Origin of the sequence: Pseudomonas sp. nanlin1 (assembly GCF_045571515.1) — a bacterium.
In the GTDB taxonomy this organism is placed as follows: domain Bacteria; phylum Pseudomonadota; class Gammaproteobacteria; order Pseudomonadales; family Pseudomonadaceae; genus Aquipseudomonas.
The window spans coordinates 2,205,141-2,227,505 of sequence record NZ_CP124218.1 but is presented as its reverse complement, the minus strand read 5'-3'; the positions used below and the strand labels follow the sequence as shown (position 1 = coordinate 2,227,505).

At 61.0% G+C, this 22,365-nt stretch carries 22 protein-coding genes; 11 read left to right on the top strand and 11 right to left on the bottom strand.

The features are described 5' to 3' along the window. Positions 1-63: 63 nt before the first annotated feature. The 3 genes from QCL65_RS10500 to QCL65_RS10490 all read right to left on the bottom strand — a co-directional run bounded on the left by QCL65_RS10500 (position 64) and on the right by QCL65_RS10490 (position 2,055). Positions 64-1,026 carry a L,D-transpeptidase family protein gene (locus QCL65_RS10500; RefSeq protein ID WP_407316159.1) on the bottom strand — a complete coding sequence of 321 codons (963 nt, stop codon included), beginning with the start codon at positions 1,024-1,026 and terminating at the stop codon, positions 64-66. Positions 1,027-1,099: 73 nt separating this feature from the next. Further along, the gene (locus QCL65_RS10495) at positions 1,100-1,393 is read right to left on the bottom strand and encodes a hypothetical protein (RefSeq protein WP_407316158.1); all 294 of its coding nucleotides are present in this window, start codon (positions 1,391-1,393) and stop codon (positions 1,100-1,102) included. A 56-nt stretch (positions 1,394-1,449) separates the two neighbouring features. Next, on the bottom strand, positions 1,450-2,055 hold the full coding sequence (locus QCL65_RS10490; protein WP_407316157.1) for an arylesterase: 606 nt from the start codon (positions 2,053-2,055) through the stop codon (positions 1,450-1,452). A gap of 10 nt (positions 2,056-2,065) precedes the next feature. Here QCL65_RS10490 and QCL65_RS10485 point away from each other — a divergent pair, with 10 nt between their 5' ends. The 7 genes from QCL65_RS10485 to QCL65_RS10455 all read left to right on the top strand — a co-directional run bounded on the left by QCL65_RS10485 (position 2,066) and on the right by QCL65_RS10455 (position 11,058). Then, entirely contained in the window at positions 2,066-2,749 is a 684-nt protein-coding gene (locus QCL65_RS10485) for an ABC transporter ATP-binding protein (protein WP_407316156.1), read from the top strand. Further along, positions 2,749-5,256 (top strand): ABC transporter permease, encoded by a 2,508-nt coding sequence (locus QCL65_RS10480; RefSeq protein WP_407316155.1) that lies wholly within the window; start codon positions 2,749-2,751, stop codon positions 5,254-5,256. Before QCL65_RS10485 ends, QCL65_RS10480 begins: the two co-directional genes overlap by 1 nt. A gap of 96 nt (positions 5,257-5,352) precedes the next feature. Further along, positions 5,353-5,838, top strand: coding sequence for a transcription elongation factor GreB (greB, locus tag QCL65_RS10475; RefSeq protein WP_407316154.1), 486 nt, complete (start codon positions 5,353-5,355; stop codon positions 5,836-5,838). Positions 5,839-5,942: 104 nt separating this feature from the next. Beyond that, complete coding sequence (locus tag QCL65_RS10470) at positions 5,943-6,779, top strand: alpha/beta hydrolase (protein WP_407316153.1); 837 nt, start codon at positions 5,943-5,945, stop codon at positions 6,777-6,779. 114 nt (positions 6,780-6,893) lie between these two features. After that, entirely contained in the window at positions 6,894-7,391 is a 498-nt protein-coding gene (locus tag QCL65_RS10465) for an RNA polymerase sigma factor (RefSeq protein ID WP_407316152.1), read from the top strand. Positions 7,392-7,491: 100 nt separating this feature from the next. Next, a complete protein-coding gene (locus QCL65_RS10460; RefSeq protein ID WP_407316151.1) occupies positions 7,492-8,454 on the top strand; it encodes a FecR family protein in 963 nt (320 codons plus the stop codon). A 183-nt stretch (positions 8,455-8,637) separates the two neighbouring features. After that, positions 8,638-11,058 carry a TonB-dependent siderophore receptor gene (locus QCL65_RS10455; RefSeq protein ID WP_407316150.1) on the top strand — a complete coding sequence of 807 codons (2,421 nt, stop codon included), beginning with the start codon at positions 8,638-8,640 and terminating at the stop codon, positions 11,056-11,058. Between the two features lie 53 nt (positions 11,059-11,111). Here the strand turns inward: QCL65_RS10455 and QCL65_RS10450 are convergent, their stop codons facing one another. From QCL65_RS10450 to QCL65_RS10440, 3 genes are all read right to left on the bottom strand, one after another. Beyond that, positions 11,112-11,420, bottom strand: coding sequence for a class I SAM-dependent methyltransferase (locus tag QCL65_RS10450; protein WP_407316149.1), 309 nt, complete (start codon positions 11,418-11,420; stop codon positions 11,112-11,114). Between the two features lie 178 nt (positions 11,421-11,598). Next, positions 11,599-12,033, bottom strand: a complete 435-nt coding sequence (locus QCL65_RS10445) for a DoxX family protein (RefSeq protein ID WP_407316148.1) — start codon at positions 12,031-12,033, stop codon at positions 11,599-11,601. A gap of 113 nt (positions 12,034-12,146) precedes the next feature. Continuing rightward, positions 12,147-13,571, bottom strand: a complete 1,425-nt coding sequence (locus QCL65_RS10440) for a transglycosylase SLT domain-containing protein (protein WP_407316147.1) — start codon at positions 13,569-13,571, stop codon at positions 12,147-12,149. A 121-nt stretch (positions 13,572-13,692) separates the two neighbouring features. Between QCL65_RS10440 and QCL65_RS10435 the strand changes: the two genes are divergently transcribed. The 3 genes from QCL65_RS10435 to QCL65_RS10425 all read left to right on the top strand — a co-directional run bounded on the left by QCL65_RS10435 (position 13,693) and on the right by QCL65_RS10425 (position 16,163). Then, positions 13,693-14,502, top strand: a complete 810-nt coding sequence (locus QCL65_RS10435; protein ID WP_407316146.1) for a TatD family hydrolase — start codon at positions 13,693-13,695, stop codon at positions 14,500-14,502. A gap of 61 nt (positions 14,503-14,563) precedes the next feature. Further along, positions 14,564-15,862: a methyl-accepting chemotaxis protein gene (locus QCL65_RS10430; protein WP_407316781.1), complete on the top strand. Its 1,299-nt coding sequence runs from the start codon at positions 14,564-14,566 to the stop codon at positions 15,860-15,862. 109 nt (positions 15,863-15,971) lie between these two features. Then, entirely contained in the window at positions 15,972-16,163 is a 192-nt protein-coding gene (locus QCL65_RS10425; protein ID WP_407316145.1) for a hypothetical protein, read from the top strand. On the opposite strand, the gene QCL65_RS10420 is transcribed toward QCL65_RS10425, so the two are convergent. The 5 genes from QCL65_RS10420 to QCL65_RS10400 all read right to left on the bottom strand — a co-directional run bounded on the left by QCL65_RS10420 (position 16,160) and on the right by QCL65_RS10400 (position 21,153). Then, positions 16,160-16,912 carry a CHAD domain-containing protein gene (locus QCL65_RS10420; protein ID WP_407316144.1) on the bottom strand — a complete coding sequence of 251 codons (753 nt, stop codon included), beginning with the start codon at positions 16,910-16,912 and terminating at the stop codon, positions 16,160-16,162. The two genes, QCL65_RS10425 and QCL65_RS10420, sit on opposite strands and share 4 nt — an antisense overlap. A gap of 21 nt (positions 16,913-16,933) precedes the next feature. Next, complete coding sequence (locus QCL65_RS10415) at positions 16,934-18,928, bottom strand: DUF3488 and DUF4129 domain-containing transglutaminase family protein (protein WP_407316779.1); 1,995 nt, start codon at positions 18,926-18,928, stop codon at positions 16,934-16,936. Further along, complete coding sequence (locus tag QCL65_RS10410) at positions 18,889-19,872, bottom strand: DUF58 domain-containing protein (RefSeq protein WP_407316143.1); 984 nt, start codon at positions 19,870-19,872, stop codon at positions 18,889-18,891. The genes QCL65_RS10415 and QCL65_RS10410 overlap by 40 nt, the downstream gene beginning before the upstream one ends. Further along, positions 19,842-20,759 (bottom strand): AAA family ATPase, encoded by a 918-nt coding sequence (locus QCL65_RS10405; RefSeq protein WP_407316142.1) that lies wholly within the window; start codon positions 20,757-20,759, stop codon positions 19,842-19,844. The genes QCL65_RS10410 and QCL65_RS10405 overlap by 31 nt, the downstream gene beginning before the upstream one ends. Before the next feature lie 112 nt (positions 20,760-20,871). Further along, positions 20,872-21,153 (bottom strand): hypothetical protein, encoded by a 282-nt coding sequence (locus tag QCL65_RS10400; protein WP_407316141.1) that lies wholly within the window; start codon positions 21,151-21,153, stop codon positions 20,872-20,874. 147 nt (positions 21,154-21,300) lie between these two features. On the opposite strand from QCL65_RS10400, the gene QCL65_RS10395 reads away from it, so the two are divergent. Continuing rightward, complete coding sequence (locus QCL65_RS10395; protein WP_407316140.1) at positions 21,301-22,344, top strand: patatin-like phospholipase family protein; 1,044 nt, start codon at positions 21,301-21,303, stop codon at positions 22,342-22,344. The last annotated feature ends 21 nt before the right edge of the window (positions 22,345-22,365 follow it).

Sequence of the window (22,365 nt, the reverse complement as noted above, 5' to 3'; positions counted from 1 at the left end):
GGGGCGGCTTTTTTGTGCGAGCCGGAACCCGCAGCGGGCAACCGATGGCCCGCCACAGTAGCCTTACTCGGAAGCACCCGGAACCTGCGAAACAATGGGCGCATTGGGCACGGCGATTTCTACCGGCATGCCGTCTTCAGCCGCCACCACGTCACGCACGGTGTTCCAGTCCATTTGCAGGTTGTTTGCCAGGTCCTGGCGCTTGAGCAGCGCGTTGATCACCGCAGTGTGCTTGTCCACCACTGACGGCGCACCTTGGTCGTCGAGCGGCGTGTGAGCTTCCAGATAAACCTTGCCACCGCTGACGCCGAACTTGTACGGGTCGCTGATGATGCGCACCGGCGTACCCACGGGAGCCATCTTGGCCAGCTCCAACACGTTATCGTTGAACATGCGGAAACAGCCGTGGCTGGTACGCATGCCGATCCCGAACTTTTTATTCGAACCGTGAATCAGGTAGCCAGGCACGCCCAGGGTGAACTTGAAAGGGCCCAAGGGGTTGTCTGGCCCGGCCGGCACCACATTGGGCAAGGGGTCGCCATCGGCGGCATGCTCAGCCTTGATGGACGCCGGGGGTGTCCAGGTGGGGTTGGCGGTTTTGGCGATCACTTTGGTCTGGGCGATGGGCGAGCCCCAACCTTCTCGACCGATACCCAGCGGGTAGGTGTGGACGACGTTTTCACCTTTGGGATAGTAATAAAGGCGGTATTCAGCCAGGTTGATGACAATCCCCTCGCGCGGCCCCGGCGGCAGTATGAAGCGGGTCGGCAACACGATTTCAGTGCCTGCGCCCGGCAACCAAGGGTCGACCCCAGGGTTGGCGGCCACCATCTCCAGGTAGCCCAGGTCGTTGGCGGTGCCGATGTCGGCGAAAGTGTCTTCGTACTTGGCGGTTATCACCCGAACTTCGCCAATGATGTCTTCGCCTGCTGGCGGCAATGCAAACTCAAGGGCAGCGGCCGAACCACTGGCCAACAACGCGGCCAGGGACAGGCAGCAGGTAATGCTGGGAAAACGCGACGCCATCCGAAAATCCTTCGCTGGTACTAAACGGGGTAAAACGCGATTGTACACCGCAGCCCGCTAGACTCCAGTGCCCCTATGGGCTCGACTGCAGCTCCGGCCACACCGGCCGGGTGCCTTTGCGCTGGGCAAATAGAATGGCTCGGCACAGCTTACACAGGCGCTGATCGCGAAAAATGCCCTTGTGCACCACCAGGCGCCGAGGCTGTGCTGGTAACAACGTGCCACACAATGTGCGATCGATCGAGCCGCCCAGTTCCAACTGCCGGGCAAGCAGGTGCACGCGTTGCTCCTGGCAAGCGAACAGGTCAAGTTGCTCATCGGGCTCGATCAGTTGGTAAGCGAACAGGGACCAGACAGGACGCGGCATTAGTGGCTCCAAACAGGGGGCGCCACATTAGCCGAAAGCCCGCCGCTAGAAAAGCGTCAAAGCAAGGGTTTTAGGGCCGGCCAGGCATTCTCCAACAACTTGCCCTGGGCCGCCTGGGTAGGATGCACGCCATCGGCTTGCATCAGCTCCGGCACACCACCGACGCCTTCAAGGAAGAACGGCACCAAAGGCACCGACTTCTCGCTGGCCAGTTCACCATAGACCTTGGCGAAGGCCGTGGTATAACGCACACCGTAGTTCGGCGGCAATTGCATGCCCAATAAAAGCACCTTGGCACCCGCCGCCTGGGAGGCGTCGATCATCGACGCAAGGTTTTGTTTCAATTGCGCTGGCGGCTGCCCGCGCAGGCCGTCGTTACCGCCCAATTCCACAATGACCAGCGCCGGCTTATGCGCTGCAAGCAGCGGCCCCAGCCGCGCCGCGCCGCTGGCACTGGTGTCACCGGTGATGGAGGCGTTGACCACTTTATCGTCGAACCCTTCGCGCTTGAGCCGTTGCTCCAATAAGGCAACCCACCCCTGACGGGTATCCAGGCCGAAACCCGCGCTGATACTATCGCCCACTACTAATACGGTTCCCGCCATTGCACCCTGAGCCAACAAGCTCAGGGCCAGGCCGGCACTCAATAACCACACTCGCATCGGATTCTCCATGGGCGCAAGCATTCTAGAAGCTCGGAACCTTAGCAAAGTGGTCAGCAGCGCGGAAGGTGAATTGACCATCCTGCATGCGTTGTCCTTGGAATTGAGCAAAGGCGACAGCCTGGCCATCGTCGGCGCTTCAGGCTCGGGCAAGTCTACCCTGCTCGGCCTGCTGGCCGGCCTCGACTTACCCAGTGCTGGCAGCGTGATCCTGGCCGGTAACGACCTCAGCGGCCTGGACGAGGACCAACGCGCGCGGGTCCGTGCCGAGCACGTGGGCTTCGTGTTCCAGTCATTTCAACTGCTCGACAGCCTCAATGCCCTGGAAAACGTCATGTTGCCCATGGAACTGGAAGGCCGTAAAGACGCCCGCGAACAAGCCCGTGAGTTGCTCGAGCGGGTTGGCCTAGGCCAACGCCTGAGCCATTCGCCCAAGCAGTTGTCGGGTGGCGAACAACAGCGAGTGGCCATTGCCCGTGCCTTCGCGGCCCATCCAGCGGTGCTGTTCGCCGATGAGCCCACCGGTAACCTGGACAGCCATACTGGTGCCCGCATCAGCGACCTGCTGTTCGACCTCAACAAAGAACGTGGTACCACTCTGGTATTGGTGACCCACGACGAGCGGCTGGCCCATCGCTGCCGCCGCCTCATTCGCCTGGATGCCGGCCGCCTGGTCGCGCCGTTGGAGCCCTGATGGCCCGCCTGCCGTTGTCACGCCTGTTTACCCTGGCCGCCCGCCAATTGCTCCGCGACGCCCGTGCGGGTGAATTGCGAGTGCTGTTTTTCGCTTTACTGGTGGCCGTGGCCGCCAGCACTGCCATCGGCTATTTCGGCGCACGCCTCAACGGCGCAATGCTGCTGCGCGCCACCGAATTCCTCGGCGCCGACTTGGTGTTACAGGGCTCCAGCCCGGCGCGCCCGGAACAGGTACGCACGGGCCGCGACATGGGCCTGGACCACGCCAAAGTGGTGGAATTTTCCAGTGTAATTGCCACCGACAATGGCATTCAGCTGTCCAGCATCAAAGCGGTCGATGAACAGTACCCGCTGCGTGGCGAATTGCGCAGCGCGGCCGAACCCCAAGGCCAGGAGACCGCCGGCTCGCGCCCGGCGCCCGGTGAAGCGTGGGTCGAACCACGCTTGCTGGTGGCGCTCAACCTCAAGGTCGGCGACAGCATCGATGTCGGCACTAAAACCCTGCGCCTAGCCCGGGTTCTGACCTACGAACCGGACCGGGCCGGCAATTTTTACAGCCTCACCCCGCGGGTCATGATGAACCTCGACGACCTCGAAGCGACCGGAGTGGTCCGCCCAGGTAGCCGGGTGACCTACCGCGACATGTGGCGTGGCAACCCGGAATACCTCGAGAGTTACCAGCAAACCATCGAGGCCGGGCTGGCCCCCAACCAACGCATCCGCGACTCCCGTGATGGTAACCAGCAAATCGGCGGCGCACTGGGCAAAGCCGAACGTTACTTGAACATGGCCAGCCTGGTAGCGGTGCTGCTGTCAGGAGTGGCTGTGGCTTTGTCGGCCAGCCGGTTCGCCGCGCGGCGTTTCGACGCCAGCGCGCTGCTGCGCTGCCTGGGCTTGTCACGCCGGGAAGCGCTGCTGATTTTCTGCTTCCAGTTGGCGCTGCTAGGCCTGGCGGCCTGTATCAGTGGCGCGGTGCTGGGCTGGCTGGCCCAGTGGGTGTTGTTCCTCTTACTCGACGGCCTGGTGCCATCGGTGGTGCCCAGTGGCGGTGTACTGCCGGCCCTGGCCGGCATCGCCACCGGCTTGGTGGCGTTGGCCGGCTTTGCCTTGCCGCCCTTGGCCGCATTAGGCCGCGTGCCACCACTGCGGGTATTACGCCGCGACATGCTGCCGATTCCTGCCAGCAGTTGGCTGGTCTACGGCACCGCCCTGCTCGCCCTGGGCTTGATCATGTGGCGCCTGAGCCTGGACCTGCTCCTCACCTTTGCGCTGCTGGCCGGTGGCCTGCTCGCCGCCCTGCTGCTGGGCGGCGTGCTACTTCTGGCCCTGCAAAGCTTGCGCCGCCTGCTCGCTGGGGCTCCGCTGGCCTGGCGCCTGGGCCTGGGGCAACTGTTGCGCTACCCGCTAGCCGCCGCGGGCCAGGCATTAGCGTTTGGTCTGATTCTGCTGTCCATGTCATTGATCGCCCTGTTGCGCGGCGAGCTGCTCGACACCTGGAAAAACCAACTGCCCGCCGACGCCCCCAATTACTTCGCACTGAACATTCTGGCATCGGAAAAACCGGCCTTCGAACAACAATTGCAAGCCATTTCCGCCCGGGCGGCGCCGTTGTATCCGGTAATTCCAGGGCGCCTCACCAATATCAACGGCGAGCCCGTGCAAGACTTGGTCGACAAAGACTCCCGCGGCGAACGTGCGGTACAGCGCGATTTGAGCATCACTTGGTCCGCTAACCTGCCAAACGGCAACCAATTGACCAGCGGCCAATGGTGGCAAGCCCCCCCCGTGGCAGGCAGCCCACCTGGCGTCTCGGTGGAGGCCGACGTGGCTGAAAGCCTGAAGATAAAATTGGGTGACCGCCTGACCTTCAACATCGCCGGGGTCGAGCGCGAAGCCGTGGTCAGCAGCCTGCGCAAGATCGACTGGAACAACTTTCAACCCAACTTCTTCATGATATTCCAGCCCGGCACCCTGGAAGACCTGCCCACGACCTTCCTCACCAGCTTTTACCTGCCCCCAGGTAGTGACCGCCAGGTCATTGAGCTGTCCAGAGCATTCCCGGCCGTGAGCATTCTGCAAGTGGAGGCCTTGCTGGAGCAATTGCGCAGCATTCTCGCGCAAGTCACCTTGGCGGTGGAGTTCGTACTGCTGTTCGTCCTGGCCGCCGGCCTGGCCGTATTGTTCTCGGGCTTGCAGGCCACCCTGGACGAGCGCATCCGCCAAGGCGCGCTGTTACGCGCACTGGGGGCCGACCGGCGCCTGCTGGTGAAGTCACGGCGCATCGAGTTCGGCCTGCTCGGCGCCGCCAGTGGCGTGCTGGCCGCCTTGGGAGTGGAGTTGATCAGCCTGGCGCTGTACCGCTACGCATTCGACCTGACCTGGAGCCCACACCCGTGGTTGCTGCTGCTCCCCGTGGTCGGTGCCTTGCTGGTGGGCGGTGCCGGTGTGTTCGGCACCCGCCGCGCGCTGAATGCGAGCCCATTGACGGTACTGCGCGAGGGCTAGTGCAAAGAGTTTGGCTTATCTTTGATGCGCCGCGCCGCCTATTTAGGTTAGGCGCCGCGGATCCTCAGCCCCGTCAAGAATTATAGGAAGCCTGTGTTGCCAACCAACATTACTACTCGTGCAGGCCATAACGCCTTGAAAGCGGAACTGGATCATCTGTGGCGAACCTACCGCCCTGAAATCACGCAGAAGGTCGCGTGGGCCGCCTCTCTGGGGGATCGAAGCGAGAATGCGGACTACCAATACAACAAGAAGCTTCTTCGAGAAATTGATCGAAGAGTCAGGTATCTGCGTAAGCGCTTGGAGGACGTTCGAGTTGTCGATTATTCGCCTGAACAAGAAGGCAAAGTATTCTTTGGGGCATGGGTGGACATTGAAAACCAAGAGGGGCTGGGCAAGCGATTCCGCATAGTTGGCTACGATGAAATCTATGGCCGAAACGACTACATCTCGATTGACTCACCAATGGCACGCGCGCTTTTGAAGAAGCAAGAGGGAGATGAGGTGGTCGTCCAAACACCTACGGGCGAGGCGCTGTGGTACATAGAGTCCATTTCTTACGAAAAGACTGAATCCACATAACGCTCGGAGGGTGATATGCCCGATCACACATTGGCTATATATAGCGCAGTGATCGGCTGTCAGGACACGCCAGCTTTACGATGAAGTCCAGGATATCAGGGATTATGACTCGCACTTTCTTAGCACTTTGGAGCGCATTGCTCCTGAGCGCAGCCACGGCTCTCCAGGCAGCACCGGTCACTCTCGACGCAACCGAGCAGTGGGCAATGACCAGTGCCGAAGGTCGTGAGTACCGCATCATGATCAGCCTCCCAGAGGGCGACGTCCCCTCTACGGGTTACCCGGTGATTTACTTGCTTGATGGAAACGCTTACTTCCCTGCCTTTCATGCCGCCAAGCGTGCACAGGCGAGGTTGCGCGGCGCTGTCCTGATAGCCATCGGTTACCCGAGCACGACGCCGTTGGACTTCGTACGTAGAGCCTTCGACATGTCGCCGCCTGCGCCGCAGAATCGCAATACGCCGCCACAGGGCGGACAAGATCTATTCCTCGACTTTATCGAAACGCGCCTGATGCCTAAGGTCTCCCAGCAATTTAAGGTCAACCAGGACCAACGCAGCCTGGTAGGGCATTCTTTTGGAGGAATGCTCGGCGTATACACCCTCTTCACTCGGCCCGGCCTTTTCCAACATATAGTGGCCGTGAGTCCGAGCCTTTGGTGGCAGGATAAATATCTATTGGCACCTGAACGTGCATTCACCCGGCGTACCCTCGCAGGGCAAGTGGACCTGACCCACAATAGCCTAACCATCTTGATGGCAGAGCGTGACTCCGTTCAAATGATCCAGGATGCCAATGCTTTGCAGTTACGCCTGCAGGGGTTGTCGCAATTTGGACTGCGCAGCGGCTTCATCGTCGAACCGGGCGAAGACCACGCTTCAATCCCTTTCCGTATTCCTAACCGCGTTTTAGACGAGCTCATTGGCACCAGGCGCTTCTAAACCCACTTAGTTGTCAGTGGGGCCTCCCAAACTGAACACCTTTGCGAATATCGCAAACGATTCTCATTTGTGGTATTTTGCCGCGCTTGCTTCCCTCCCCTTTGAGGTTGCTTCATGTCCGGCCCAGATCTGAAGGCGTTGTATCTCGCACACCGTGGTGAGATTCAGGATTATCTGGATCGCCGCTTGCGCTGCAAAGAGACAGCTGCCGACCTGACGCAAGACACGTTCATTCGTCTTTCTGAACATATGAGCCGCACGCCGATCGCCAATTTCCGGGCCTACCTATACTCTAGCGCCCGCAATCTTTTTATCGATCACACCCGGCGCCAAGCGCATCGCAAAGGCGAGCCACTGGATCAGCAAACGAGCAGTAGCTTTGAGCAGTCGACACCCACACTCGAGCAAGCGGCTATTGCCAATCAGCAGCTGAAAGCCTTGAACGATGTGATTGAGAATATGCCCGCGACCTGTCGCGAGGTGTTCTTGATGGTGCGAGTGGAAGGCCTGACCTACGTCGAAATTGGCCAACGCCTCGGTATTCCCGCAAAGACAGCTTATAGTCGTATGGTCAGAGCCCTGGACTTGTTGAAGATCGGTATGTCCGAATGAATACCCTGCGCTGGCAGCAAACACCGCATCGCCAGCCTTACAGGTACCCGCTGGTTTACAATCAGCCAATTGCCGTCCGCCAATGTGAACTGATCACCCTATGAGTGCCGATCCCTCGCAGCTCACCTCTGCTCCCCGCGTTGATGACATCAGCCATCAAGCCAGCGCCTGGTTTGCGCTGCTCCAGGGCGGATCGCCAACTCAGGCCGAGCGCGAGGAGTTGGCGGTGTGGCTCAAAGCAGACCCGAGACATGCCCAGGCGTACGCTCAACTCGAAGATTGGTGGTCAGCATCAGCACTGGTGTTGTCGCCTGATATGCCGGCCCCGCACGCTCAGCTGTCGCGGCGCCGCTTCGTAGGGCTCGGGGTAGCCGCCAGTGCGCTGGCAGTCACTGCAGGCGCATCGACGTTTTGGCTTACAGATATGCAGTTGTCATTCGCCGACATCCGCACGTCGGTTGGAGAAAGGCGTACGGTGAACCTGCCTGACGGATCGAGCGTTGACCTTGCCGGGAATACAGCGCTGAACCTGGACTTTGCATCGGCTAAGCGCTCGGTAGAACTGCTTCACGGCGAGGCGTTTTTCAGCGTTGCGCCTAGCGTGGGAGATGAATTCAAGGTGAGCACGAAGAGCGGCCAGGTGCTTACCCGCGAAGGCGAGTTTTGCCTGTCATGTGACCACTCCTCGACGCTTGTCGCTGTGAGTCGCAAAACCGTTAGCGTAGTAACCGCTGATCAACGGACTGACTTGGCAGAAGGTCTGTCCCTGCGTTTTAGTATGAACCGAACCGGAGAAATTCAACGAGCAGAGCTCGATCAGATACTCGCCTGGCGGGGCGGACGGCTGGTGTTCTTTGACAAGCCGCTGCTGACTGTTGTGGATGAGTTGCGACGTTGGCGAAAAGGGAAAATCTTCATCATGGACAAGCCACTCGCTGACCGACGGCTGAGTTTAATTCTCAATATTGACCGGCCTGAACACATGCTCGATGCGATCACCAAGGCACTTGCGGTACGCGTGGTTCGTTACACCGACATGGTCACTCTGATCTATCCCGCCTGAGCCCACCGACCACCTTCTGGTGATTTTTCATAAGCTCCCTGCCCAGGCAGTGAGCCTTCGACGCGGCTTTATGAGCCGTTCATAAATTCTTCACAGTGCCTTCAGGAATTGCGATTGCCCGTGCGTCTTAACCTGACTGATTGGTATTCGCATATTTTTGCGCTCTCAAAGGAAGCAACCTGAATGGCCACGCAACACCCCCAAGGCTCGAGAATTGAAAACCGCTGGCAACGTCATGCTCTTGGTACCGCATTGGCTTGCACACTGCTCGTTAGTGGCTGGCAGGCTCACGGGGCGGCCATTCAGGCTACGGCGGCTTCAATAGAGAAATTGCCGCTAAACATCCCCGCCCAGGGGCTGCGGCAAGCACTGCTGGCGTTCAGCCAACAATCCGGGCAGAACGTGCTCTTGGACGGAAATCTCGACACAGCCCTACGCAGCACTGCAGTGGTGGGCAATTACTCCGCGCAAGACGGCCTGTCGACGCTGCTGCACAACAGCGGCTACACCTTTGCACGCACTGATGCAGTGACGGTATATCTCGTCCCAGTCACGAATCAGCCGGCCCGCAGAGAAGTCAGCCTGGCGCCTACTCAGATCCAGGATTATTCCTCGCCCGAATTCAGTCAGAACGTGGGTTACCAAGGCAAGGCAGCCTCCAGTACCACGCGCTTGGGCCTGAGCGCTAAAGAGACGCCGCAGGCAATCACCGTGATTACCCGCGAGCAAATCGACGATTTCAAACTCAACAGTGTAAAAGACGCATTGCGCAACGCCCCATCGATCACCGTCGAGCAATTCGAAACCGATCGAACCGCCTTCACTTCGCGCGGCTTCAAGATTGAAAACTTTGAATACGACGGCATGAGCCTGCCCTTCTCCGGTGGCGTGCTGGTCGGCGATCAAGACATGGCCGAATTCGAGCAGGTTGACGTACTGCATGGGGCAAACGGGCTAATGAGCGGTGCCGGCGATCCTTCCGCCACGGTTAACCTTATCCGCAAACGCCCTACCGATACCTTCCAGGCAAAAATCGACAGCAGCGTCGGCTCTTGGGACAACCGCCGGTTGGCTCTGGACGTGGCCGGCCCGTTGACAGAAAGCGGTAATGTACGTGGACGCTTCATTGCCTCCCACGCCAAAGGTAACTCCTACCTTGACCAATACGGTCGCGAGGTTAACGGGGCCTCGGGCTTGTTGGCATTCGACCTATCCGACGCCGATACCCTGACCGTCGGTTTTACCGAGCAAAATAGTTACTCGAACGGCAGCACTTGGGGCGCACTGCCGATTGCAGGTGCTGATGGCAATCGAATTCACTACAGCAGTCGCAGCTCCAGCGTCGGCCAACCATGGACTTACTGGAACGTCAAAACCCAGCGCGCTTTTGCCGAATTGACCCACGTGTTCGACAATGGCTGGGCCAGCACCGTTACCCTGACAGGTATGAGTCAGGACTCCGATACCAAGATGTTGTATGCCATCCCCGCCACTGCCACCACCGTCAATGCTTACATCAACCGCACAGTCAGTACTGAGCACCAAGTAGTAGGTGAAGCAACGTTATCTGGCCCTTTCACGCTCCTCGGACGGGAACATGAATTGACCCTGGGCGCCAACTACGGGCGAACCCACCATGACGAACGTGGATACTATAGAGATGTATCAGGCAATCAGATCGAGAGCCTCGCGGATGTACTGGCCGGCAATGTCGCACAACCGGCCCTGAACTACACCGATGATCGCAACACCCAATTGTTTACCGACCGACAAAAAAGCCTGTTCGCCGGGGCGCGATTTAGCATTGTCGATGACCTGCACTGGATTGCCGGGGCCCGCATGCTCAGTGCCGATGGCGATGGGGCTGGCTATGGATCACCGCACAATACCCGAGTGCACGGTAAGGTCACGCCTTACACCGGCTTGGTCTATGACCTGACCCCGCAATGGAGCCTTTACACCAGCTGGACAGAAATCTTTAAGCCGCAGTACGTACGGAGCACGGGCGGCGGAGTGATCCTGCCACTTGAAGGCAAAAGCATGGAAGCCGGCGTAAAAGGCCTGCTGCTCGATGAGCGACTAACCGTAACGGTTGCGGTGTTCAAAACAGACCAGCAAAATGTGGCGGAGCTCACTGGGGAGATCGTGGGCGGCCAATACCTGTATCGAGGCACAAACGTTAAAAGTCGAGGCATTGAACTGGGAGCTTCCGGGGAGGCTGCGCCTGGCCTTGAACTAACGGGAGGCTATACCTTCGTACGCATCGAAGACGACGATGGAGACGAAGCTCGTAAATACATCCCCACCCACACCTTACGCGCCAGTGCCACCTATCGCCTTCCCAGCCTGCCTCAAGCAAAGGTCGGGACCCGTGTTCAGTGGCAAAGCGCAACCGAACTGGACAACAACAGCGCCGTTAAGCAGAACGCTTACGCCGTGGTGGACTTAATGGCCAGTTATGATATCGACGACCACTGGAGCACGTCCCTGAACATGAATAATGTCTTGGACCGTAAATACCTGCTGTCGCTGTATCAATCCGCGGGTTCCACCAACTATGGCGCGCCCAGAAACTTCACCGCGTCTGTCACTTGGAAGTATTGAGTCAACTCAGGGCTGGTACCAAATTGAGTGATGATCTTCAGCGCTCGCAGGATTCACCGCCACGTAATCAACCCCTGGCGAGCCACCCGCAGCAATTGCCTGATCACCTCTTCAGCGCGCTCCGGGCTGGGCGCTTGCACCACCGCCAGGTCGAACTGGCGGTCGGCAAAGCCCGCGAGGGATGCTTGATCGTCGAGAAATTGCGCGGTGAACGCGCCCGCCTTGCCCTGGCGCCGTGGCCAGCCGTCAAGGCAGCGCAGCAGGGTCGGCTGGTGCCGGCCCATCAACAAGATACGAGGGGTACGTGGGGTTAGGCTAACCGGTGCAGGCGCCAAGCAAACGACAGGACGTGGAACACTCATGATGACTTCTCGGCCTCACCCGCTTCAAAGGAGCAGAAGCTGCTGGGCAGCGGTGGGAGGCATCACCGAACCAGCGCTTTAGCGGTACTTCGGGAACCAAGGCCCCCAGGCGCCCCGCAAGTAGCTGTCTAAATCGGCGCCTGGGCATCCTAGAGGGGTTCAGCCGAGCGTGTCAACTTCAGCGCGTGATCGCCCGGTCCAGAGACCAACGCCCTGCCCCTTCGACCAATACTGCCAAGGCCCCGCCGAGCAGCGCCAGGGCGAACTCGTAACCGTTGTTGGCCATGAACAAGCCGTTATGCAGGTGCACCGTGGCGATGGCGACCACCAGGGTCGCGGCCAATGCCGCTGCTGCCGGGCGTACCAATAAACCGATCACCAGAGCCAGGCCGCCGAAGAACTCGGCACTGCCCGACAACAACGCCATCAGCAGCCCAGGAGCCAAGCCGATGCTTTCCATCCACTGCGCCGTACCGCTGAGCCCGTAGCCGCCAAACAAGCCGAAGAGCTTTTGCGAGCCGTGGGCCATAAAGATGATACCGACGCATAGGCGCACGAGGGTCAGGCCGTAACCAGCACGGGTATGGGTCAGGCGAGCAAGCATGGCTTTCATAAAGACGATCCTTCAACGGCAAGAATTAGGCAGGGTTTGTGTGTCGGCATATTAATCCAATTAAAGAATGATAAAGCCGCATTAAGTCACTATTAAGGATCTACAAATTAGATCTATTCGTTTAGGACCACTTTCCCATTGGCCGGCTCCAGTACCGATCGCTCCCGGTCATATGCCAGGTAATACTTGTTCACACTGCTGACAAAGGTCACCACCCCCATGCCCACCTGTTCCATGGCGACGCGCTCCACCTGAAAAAACCATTTGTCCGGGTTCAAACCGCGCCGCTTTGCTTCGCCGCGCATCGCCTGGACCCGCTCCGGGCCCATGTTATAGGCGGCCAGGGTGAAGGCCATGCGCTCACGCTCATTGAGCTTGGGGTTGGCGAAAAATTTGCGACGAATCATCGCCAGGTAGCGGGCCCCGGCCTGCACGTTGTTATCAACGCTTTGGATATTGCCCACGCCCACCCGCTGCGCAGCCGCCGGGGTGATTTGCAACAGCCCGGTAGCGCCACTGGCACCGCGCGCCGAGGGGTTGAGTGCCGACTCTTTAAAAGCCAGCGCCGCGAGGTTAAGCCAGTCCATATTCTGCTCGCGGGCATGGCGCTGCAGCACCGGCCGCAGTTTTTCCAGGCGCTGGCGGTCGCCGCGGGCCAAGGGGTCGTGCACTTGGTACAAGCGCCGGTAGACCCGGGCAAAAGCGGCGTCTTGGTCATCCGGCGGCCGATAGCCTTGCAAAAAACGGTCAACACTGGCGCGCAGCATGGCGGCGTCACGGCGCACGTACCAGCTCATGGGCGCCGGGCTGCTGATCACCACGCGCCGATCAAGGCGTAACTTGGGCATGACCTTGGCCCAGCGCTCGGCAATCGGCTGCTCTACCACCGTGAGCGGGTAGATGCCCGCCTGGACCATTTCCAGCACGTCCTCCACCGCCAGGCTCGGGTCGATCCATTCGAAGCGGATTGGTGCCAGCTTGCGCAGTGCGAGCTTTTGATTAAGGCCCTGCAACGCCTGCGCGGCCGCACTGCCGCTGGGCAGGGCGAGGGTCTTGCCGGAGAGCTGCTCGATACGCGAGTAGCGGCGTGCACCCTTAGCGCTGACCAGGATCATCGGCACATTGGCTAACACCGGGTCGCTGGCGCTGACAGCATGGCCGGCCGCTACCTCGATCAACTCACCCGGTGCCACCAGGTCGGCTTCACCCCGCTGCAAGGCCGTGAGCAACTGCTCTTTGGGGCGCGGTATGATCTTTAGCGTCAGGCGCTGGCCGTTGCTTTGATAACCATTGAGGTACTGCTCGAAGGCGTGCAGCCGATGGTACTCGACGCCAATGGATTGCCCTTGCACCTCCCCGGAGCTATTGCGGCTCTGGTTGACCAACACCCGCAGCACCTTGCTCGCGCGAATCTGCGCCAGATCGCGGGTTTTGGCGCTCGGCGTGGCCTCTGCCGGGCCGCCCAGGCGGGCATCGGCTGGCGTGCCCAGGGTCAAGCTCAAGCAAAACGCCAGCATCATCAATGAGAAACGCGTCATCCAAACTCCGGCCGCTACCTGACCCAGCGCAACAGACATTCATAAGGTATTGAAGTTCTTGGTTTTATTCACACTTCCCGAGCTCTGGTATGCTTTGCAGCCTGCGACCTGAGGTAGCACCATGCAACTCATCGACATCGGCGTCAATCTGAGCCACGAAAGCTTCGCCCAACGCCACCGCGAAATTCTCCAGCGCGCCGAGGCCGCTGGGGTCTGTCAATTGGTGCTGACCGGCACCGATATTCCCGGCAGCGAGCAGTCATTGGCGCTGTGTGAAAGCCTGGACGACCGTGCCACGCAACTCTTCTGCACGGCAGGTATCCACCCCCATAGCGCCAGCGCATGGAACAGCGACACCGCCGGGCAATTGCGCGGCCTGCTGCAACACCCACGGGTGCGAGCCGTGGGCGAATGCGGGCTGGACTTCAACCGCGATTTTTCACCGCGCCCGCAGCAGGAGAAGGTGCTTCAGGAGCACTTGGCACTGGCGGCCGAACTGGGCATGCCGGTGTTTCTCCATGAACGCGAGGCCAGTGAGCGTTTGCTGGATATCCTCAAGGATTTTCGCGACCACCTGAGCGCCGCCGTTGTGCACTGCTTCACTGGCGAACGCAAAGCATTGTTCAGCTACCTGGACCAGGACCTGCACATCGGCATTACCGGCTGGATCTGCGACGAGCGACGCGGCACGCACCTGCACCCTTTGGTCAAGGACATTCCACGCGGGCGCCTGATGCTCGAAAGCGACGCGCCGTACCTGCTGCCCCGCAGCCTACGGCCCAAGCCCAAGAGCGGGCGCAACGAGCCGGCCTACCTGACGGAAGTGCTGCGCACCCTGGCGCTGCACCGGCAAGAGAGCGAAGCCGATTTGGCCGCCCATACCACAGCGTGTGCCCGAGCGTTCTTCGGCTTGCCTGACACAGGTCAATAACCGGGGTAGTTATACGGCGGAAAATGATGGCACCATGCCCCTTATCCGCCGCGAGCCCACCATGTCTGCCTGGATCAGCAACCTTTCCCTCAAATATAAGTTCTGGGCGGTCAACACGGTCGCGCTGCTCACCACCCTACTGTTGGTGCTTTACGCCATAGAAACCGAGCGCCAGGGCCGTGTCCAGCAACTGCACGAGGTGGCGCAAGCCCAGCAGCAGTGGCAGCAGCAGGGACGGGCCGTGCTCGCCGACCTGCCCCCAGCGCCTACTTTGCTCGAGCTGATCCACGAGCGCGCCGCGCAGTACGCCCTGGCCGTGTGCGTACTGACGCTATTGATGCTGGGCGCTTCCCAGTTGCTCATTCGCTTCCTGCTCGGCCAGCTCAACACGCTCAAAGACGTCATGTTGCATGTAGAACGCAGCGGTGATCTGAGCGCGCGCGCAGCGGTGACCAGCGGTGACGAAGTGGGCCAGATGGCACACGCTTTTAATGCGCTGCAAGCTGGCTACCAGCGCGTGGTCGGCACCGTTGCCCAGAGCGCCGCGCAACTGGACAGCGGCGCCGCACGCTTGGCGCAGACCATGGCCCAGGTACGCCAAGGCATGCTGTGGCAGCAAAGCGAAACCGACCAAGCCGCCACCGCGATCAACCAGATGTCCGCGACCGTCTACCACATTGCCGGGCATGCAGGTGCCACCCGCGACCTCTCGCAAAGCGCCGATGCCCTGGCCGGTAGCGGCCAAGCGGTGGTTGCAAGGGTGCAGCAATCGATCACCGGGCTGTCGGCCGGCGTCCAGCAAACCGCCGAAATGATCCAGCACCTGGCCGAAGGCAGTCAGAAGATCAACAGCGTGGTTGGGGTGATCCACAGCATCGCCGAGCAGACCAACTTACTGGCCCTGAACGCCGCCATCGAAGCCGCCCGCGCCGGTGAATTGGGCCGTGGCTTTGCGGTGGTCGCTGACGAGGTGCGCAACCTGGCCAAGCGGGTCCAGGCGTCTACCGACGAAATCACCGAGATGGTCAGCGCCTTGCAGGCAGGTACCCGCGATGCCGTGGACTTTATGCAGGAGAGTTCGCTCAAGGCCGACGATTGCGTCGCCCAAGCCATGGAAGCAGGCGAAGCGCTGCAACAAATCACCGGTGCAGTCACCCAGATGCGTGAAAGTAATGTGCAGATCGCGGTGGCGGCCAACCAGCAAAGCCAGGTGGCCGAAGACATGACCCGTTCGGTACTGAGTATCCGCGACGTGACCGAGCAAACCGTGCGCCAGACCCTCGACAGCGCCAGCACCAGCGACGAATTGGCCGCCCTGGCCCGTGCGCTGAACCAGGCCATCGGCCAATTAAAACTCTAACTATGGCAGCCATAGCAACAGTCCATTCGACCCCCACTCCCTGCGGCTCTATCGTTAACCCATCAGCTTCGGCAGGGCCGCAGCGAATCACACGACAGGGGTGCTTAACATGCAAAATATTTCTCGTAACGTCCTCAACTGGTCCAGCGCCCGCCAGGGTCAACAACTGATCGCTATTCCTCTGGCGGTACTCTCGGTGCTGCTGGTGGTGTCGGGGTTGGACGACCTGAGTGCCGCGCAGCTCAGCGTCGGCGCGATCGGCCTGGTTGCCGCTGGCGTGTTGCAGCGCAAAGCCCGTTAATTCACCGCTAGCCGAAGCTTTTCCAAGACCCGGTCGGCGCGCTGCTCAGCCATTGCTAAACGGCTGCGCCAGCCCGGCACGCAGGCGGCCAGGTCAGACTGCTGCGCGGCCTGGGCCAGCCACTGCCAGTGATCATGCCAATCGCCTAGGGCAGCTTGGGCCGATTTAAGACGCTTGACCAACGCTGGGGCCAGTGGCTCCAGTTCAGGATAGGCTTCAGCAGCGTAACGCGTGCGTTTGATCAGCAAACGCACGCGGTGCCGGTCGTGGGCTGGATCGCGCAGTGCCGCATTGAGCGTTCGCCATTGCTTGGCCAAGCGCTTGGCAACTCTAGCTTTCGCCCCCCGCAAGATCCCTTGGCGCTGGGCCGCGCGCAGAAATGACGGAAAGGCATCGAGCAGTTGCAACAGGCTCAGCACCTCGGAAGATTTAGCCACGTTAGGAAAGCTGCCCCGCAGCTGCTGGCGACGGGTCGCCGCAGCCGCCGCAAAACCCTGGGCTTGTAGATGGGTAGCCAGCACCTCTAGATCACGCAACGGCGTGGTCACCTGGCCTACTTGCCGGGCGGCCTCTTCCAGCCGATCCACCCCCGGCATGCCGCGCAAGGGCCGCAACAGGCTGCGCAAACGGCGCACCGTGGTGCGCAGGTCGTGCAGGGCCTCCGGGTCAGTCTCGGCCTCCAGGCGGGCCTGGCACGCCATTAATTTAACGTGCAGTCCAATCAGCCGGGCAATGAGTTTGTTGACCATCATGCATCCTTTATCAATTCTCTATTTAGCCTGTTTACCCAGGGTGCGTCGCAGGGCTTTGAGCCGTCGTTCGAGGTCTTCACTGGAAACCGCCTGCCCAGCATATTGACGGGCGCTGAACGCTTCGGCGAAGCCCATAATGGCCTCAGCCTGAGCAGGCAACTGGGCGGCGGCGCGCGCGGCGAAATCCAGCGGCCCTTCGCCCACCCGTCGGGTTAGCCCGCGCCGCGCTAACAAACGTTCGAACGCGTGATACTGGCGAAGTTGCGCATTGCTAGCCCGGCGCCAAGGCTTGAGCAGCGCCAGGGCCAGCACGCACAGAATCGTCACACCCCCCAGGGGCAGGACCAGTTGCTCTAGCCCTTGGAACCAGCGCTGCAGAAAGCTCAGCTGAGTGTCCCCCTGGTAGCCGAGCACCCAGCGCTGCCAGTTGTAGTTGAGGTTGTCCCATTCCAGGCGCAAGCGCTCGAAACCGCGCAGGCCAGCAAAGCCACTGCGGCCTTGGACGAGGAAGTTTTCATCGGCCTCCAGGGCCTGGGCCAGGCCTTGCTCGATGCGTTGTGGCGCCACTGCTGCGGTGGGGTCGACGCTGCGCCAACCCTGCCCAGGCTGCCAGTATTCGACCCAGGCATGGGCGTCGTATTGGTGCACCGTCAAGTAGTCACCCGCCGGATTGGCCTCGCCCCCTTGATAGCCCACCACCATCCGCGCCGGGATACCTGCGGCGCGCAGGACAAATGTCATGGCGCCGGCGTAATGGGCGCAAAAACCACGGCGGCTGTCGAAGAGAAACTCATCGATGCTGTCCGTGCCGAGCACGCTGGGTTTGAGGGTGTAATAGAACGGCTGGGTATTCAGGTACGTCAGGATCGCCTGTACCATCATCGCGGGCTGCGGGTAACGGGCCTTCAACTCTTGTGCCCACGCTCGGCTGCGGGGATCGCCCTGGGGCGGTAATTGCAGGCCCATGCGCCGGCTCGCCTCACTCAGCTCGGCACCGCGCTGGGCCTGCGGCCAAGAGCTGACCGTATAAAGCAGGGCCTGGTCGATCGGGCGCCGCCGCTGCCAGCGGAAATCGCTCAGCTGGCGGGCATCCGGCAGATTGATCTCGGCCATGTCCAAGGCGAACAGCCAAGGTTTGCCACTGGGCTGCTGGATGATCTGGTAGCGCAGCGCATCGCCACGTTTCTCCCACGTGGGCGACGGCAAAAACTGGGTTTGTTCGGCTTGGCTCCAGCGCCGGCCATCGAAGCGCTCCAGGCTCAACGCCCGCCAATACAGCTCGCGCTTGGCAGGCAGCGGCCCGCTGAAACTGGCACGAAAGGCCACCTCGGTGGAATTGCCCAGCTCGGCCACGTCGGCCGGGCTCATGCTGTCACTGAGGCCGATTCGTGCCTGCTCAGTGCTGGGCAGTGGCAGCGACCAGAGCGGTTCCAGCCGCGGGAAAAACACGAACAACAGCAACATCAGGGGCAAGGCCTGGGCCATCAAGCTCAAAGCCAGGCGCAACGTCGCCTGCGGCTGGCTGATCAGGCGCGTCTGCTGCAGGCCGATCAAGGCCGCCAGCAACGCACTGAGCGGTAGCAGGCTGTATAACGCCCAGGGCAGGCTGGCATCGAACAGATAGGCCACCGCCACACAAAAAAAGCCGAGGAAAATCAGCACCCGAGCATCCCGTGGCGAATGCATTTCAAGCATCTTCAGGACGAACGTTGCCACCAGCAACGCCGCGGCCGCGTCCAGGCCAATCAGGCTTCCACGGGTCAGGTAGACCCCACCCGCAGTCAGTATCAACAACAACGCTTTGAGCAGCCGCCCCGGTACGGGTGCGCGCATACGGAACATCTGCACCCGCCAGCCGGTGCATAACAGCCATAACCCGATCATCCAGGGCGGCACATGGGGCCAAAACGGCACCATCACCAGCGCCTGCGCCAGCAGTAGCCAGGTCAGGCTAGCCCGGGGTATCAACTGGTTCACGGGTGTTGCCCATAGAGCGCCAGCGCGCGTAAGCAGGCGTCGCGATGGGCGATACCGCTGGCGGCGGGCAGGTGCTGGCCGGGCAAGTCGAGGGCGAACGGCTGCTCACGTCGCGACAACTCCAGTACCCAGTAGCACAGCCGGGAAAGGCGCTGCTCGACATCGCCCCCCAGCGCGAGAAAATCCAGCGCCAGCTCCTCGGCGGCGTGGTCGGCAAAGTCTTTGATCAGCAAGCCGTCGCCCCGCGACCAGGCTTTCCAGTCCATGCGCCGCCAAGAGTCGCCGGGCTGATAAACCTTGAGCCCCTGAAAGTCATCGACCCCAGGGCCGGCCAGGCGTTGGCTGGCCGCAGCGCTGTCGGTTCGGCTGACCCCACGCAGCGGCAGCTCGCCTTGCAGGGGCTGTGGGTAGACTAGGGCCGCTTGCTGGGTGTCGAGCCAACTCCAGACTTGCAACACCCCCAGGGGGAAACCGCTTTGAATACGTATGGGTGGCGCGACCAGCCAGCCACGGGCGGCGCTGGGCAGGCTCAGCTCCAGCGCCTGCACATGGGCCGCCGCCACGTCGAAATATTGCGCAACGCCGGCGCTCCAGCCCAAGCCGATAGCCTGGTGTTCACGGCCCTGGCTTTCCAGACGCAGGGTAAAACGTGCGTGCTCGCCGGCAAACACCGGTGTCACCGGCGCCGCGCTGATCACCAGCCCCGCCAGATTGCGGTAGGTATGCAAAATAGCCACGACAAATACCGACCCCAGCAAAAACACCAGGGCGTACACCATACTGTTCTGATAGTTGATCGCGGCCAGCAAGTTGAGCAGCAACACCAGGGCGAAACCGCTGCCGCTGCGACTGGGCAGGATAAACAGCCGCTTACCGTCCAACTCGATGCGCGCAGCGCCCGCCGCGCGCCGCTGCTGCCAGCGCAACCAGGCGTGGCCTAGCGCGTTGCTCAAAGGGCCGGTACTTCGCGCAGCAACCATTGCACCAGGCTACCGCCACTCTGCCCGGTGGGGTCGGCACGCTCGCGCAAGCGATGGCTCACCACCGAAGGCAAGACCGCTTGCACGTCCTCGGGGATCACATAATCACGCCCCAACAACAGGGCCCAGGCGCGCGCGGCACTGAGCAATGCCAGGCTCGCCCGTGGCGAAAGGCCCCAGGCGAACTGCGGCTCATTGCGGGTCGCCTCCACCAGGCGCAAGACATAGTCCACCAGGGCATCGCTGACCCGCACCTGACGCGCTTGGGCCTGGATCGCAGCCAACTGGCTATGGGTAAGAATGGCGGCCATACGCGGCACCTGCTCGCGCCGCGACTCGCCCATTAACAAGGCCTTTTCCGCCGCCTTGGCCGGGTAGCCCAACGACAGCCGCATCAAAAAGCGGTCTAGCTGCGACTCGGGCAGAGCAAAGGTGCCGCCCTGGGTGGAAGGGTTCTGTGTGGCGATCACGAAAAATGGCCGGGGCAGCAGGCGGGTAGCCCCTTCAATGGTGACCTGCCCCTCCTCCATCGCCTCCAGCAGCGCACTTTGGCTTTTGGGGGTCGCGCGGTTGATTTCGTCCGCCAGCACCAGCTCGGAGAAGATCGGCCCAGGATGAAAGACGAACTGGCCGGAGTCCTTGTCGAACACCGAGGTGCCGAGAATATCCCCAGGCAGAAGGTCCGAGGTGAACTGAATACGTTGAAAACTCAGCCCCAGTACCCGGGCCAGGGTATGGCTGAGGGTGGTTTTGCCCATGCCCGGCAAATCTTCGATAAGCAAGTGCCCATTGGCCACCAGGCAAGTCAGGGCCAAGCGCACCTGAGTTTCCTTGCCCAGGAGGACTTCATTGATCGCCTGCAGGCAGGTGTCGAGTGGGCTGCGCATGGGGCAAATTCCTTTTTAGATGGAGCATCAAGCCGAGTGCGACGCGGCCGTCACTTCGCTGCAGACCGCCTGGCGCCAGGTTGTCACCCCACGCCCAGGCCCATGAACTGACTCAACGCCCTGCGCGCGACTCACGAATATAAAAGCGAGCCTTCTCGGCTTTGTGCATACAGCCGTCGTACACCTCGAACTGCTGCTGGGTTTTAGCGCCCGTCAGTAACGACAGTGCCTTGGAGTAACTCACGGTGCCAGCCAGGCCCTCAGCCTTGGCCAGGTCCAGTTCGCTCCAGGCGGCGTCCAGTTGGGTGGCGCAGGTTTCTCGGTAGGCGGTTTTGCCAGCGCAACCTGTCAGCAGCGCGACTGCCAGCAAGGGCACACAGATCCAGGCTTTCATGTGTCGATACCTTCTAGAAATACACGATAACGGTGCTGGCTAAGACGTCAGGGCAAGGCAAAAGTGCCCATCGGCGCCCATACCAATATTGCTCCCGGACGCGCTAGCGTGCATTGTTAACGCCCCTGACCGCAAATGGAAAGAGCAGTGCCCGCCAAGAAAAAACGAGTTGCCCTGGTCCTCGGTTCCGGGGGTGCCCGCGGCTATGCGCATATCGGCGTGATCGAGGAGATCGAACGGCGTGGCTACGACATCGCCTGCATCGCAGGCTGCTCCATGGGTGCCGTGGTGGGCGGCGTGTATGCCGCCGGCAAGCTGCCGGAATATCGCCGCTGGATCGAAAGCCTGGACTACCTCGATGTACTGCGCCTGGTGGACGTGAGCTTTCGCCTGGGTGCTATTCGTGGTGAAAAAGTATTCGGGCAGATCCGCAAGATTGTCGGCGAGATCAATATCGAAGACTTGCGCATCCCTTACACCGCCGTGGCCACCGACCTGACCAACCAGCAGGAGATTTGGTTTCAGGAAGGCTGCCTGCACCAAGCCATGCGCGCGTCGGCGGCGATCCCCAGTTTGTTCACCCCCGTGGTGCAAGGCAACCGTACGCTGGTCGATGGCGGCCTGCTCAACCCGCTGCCCATCGTACCGGTGGTCTCCAGCCACTGCGATTTGATCATTGCGGTCAACCTCAACTCGACCAACCAAAAGCATTACACCTTGCCCGTTATAGAGCGCCCAGCGGCGTTCAAAAGCCGTTTCGACAGTTTGATGACCTCCCTGGGCTCGCATCTGCCGTTTCGCCGCCGCCAGGCCGAACAGATCTTGCGCATCGAGCAAAACGTGCTTAAACCCGCGGCAGCCAGCGCCAACCCGTGGCTGGGTGATATCTCCCTGCCCATGGGCGAACAACCCGCCGCTGCGCCGCAAGCACCTGGCGCGCCCGCCTCGGCCACAGGTTCGATCATCGTCGACAACGTCGGCCCTGCCTCATTGCTGGACTTGATCAACCAGAGCTTCGAAGTCATGCAAACGTCGCTGGCGCAGTACAAGATCGCCGGCTACCCACCGGACATCCTCATCAATGTGCCCAAACGGGTATGCCGTTTCTTTGAGTTCTACAAAGCCCCGGAACTCATCGCCCTGGGCCGGCAGATTGCCAGCGACACCCTGGACCAATACGAACGCGAGTGACCCGCGCACCCCATCGACGCT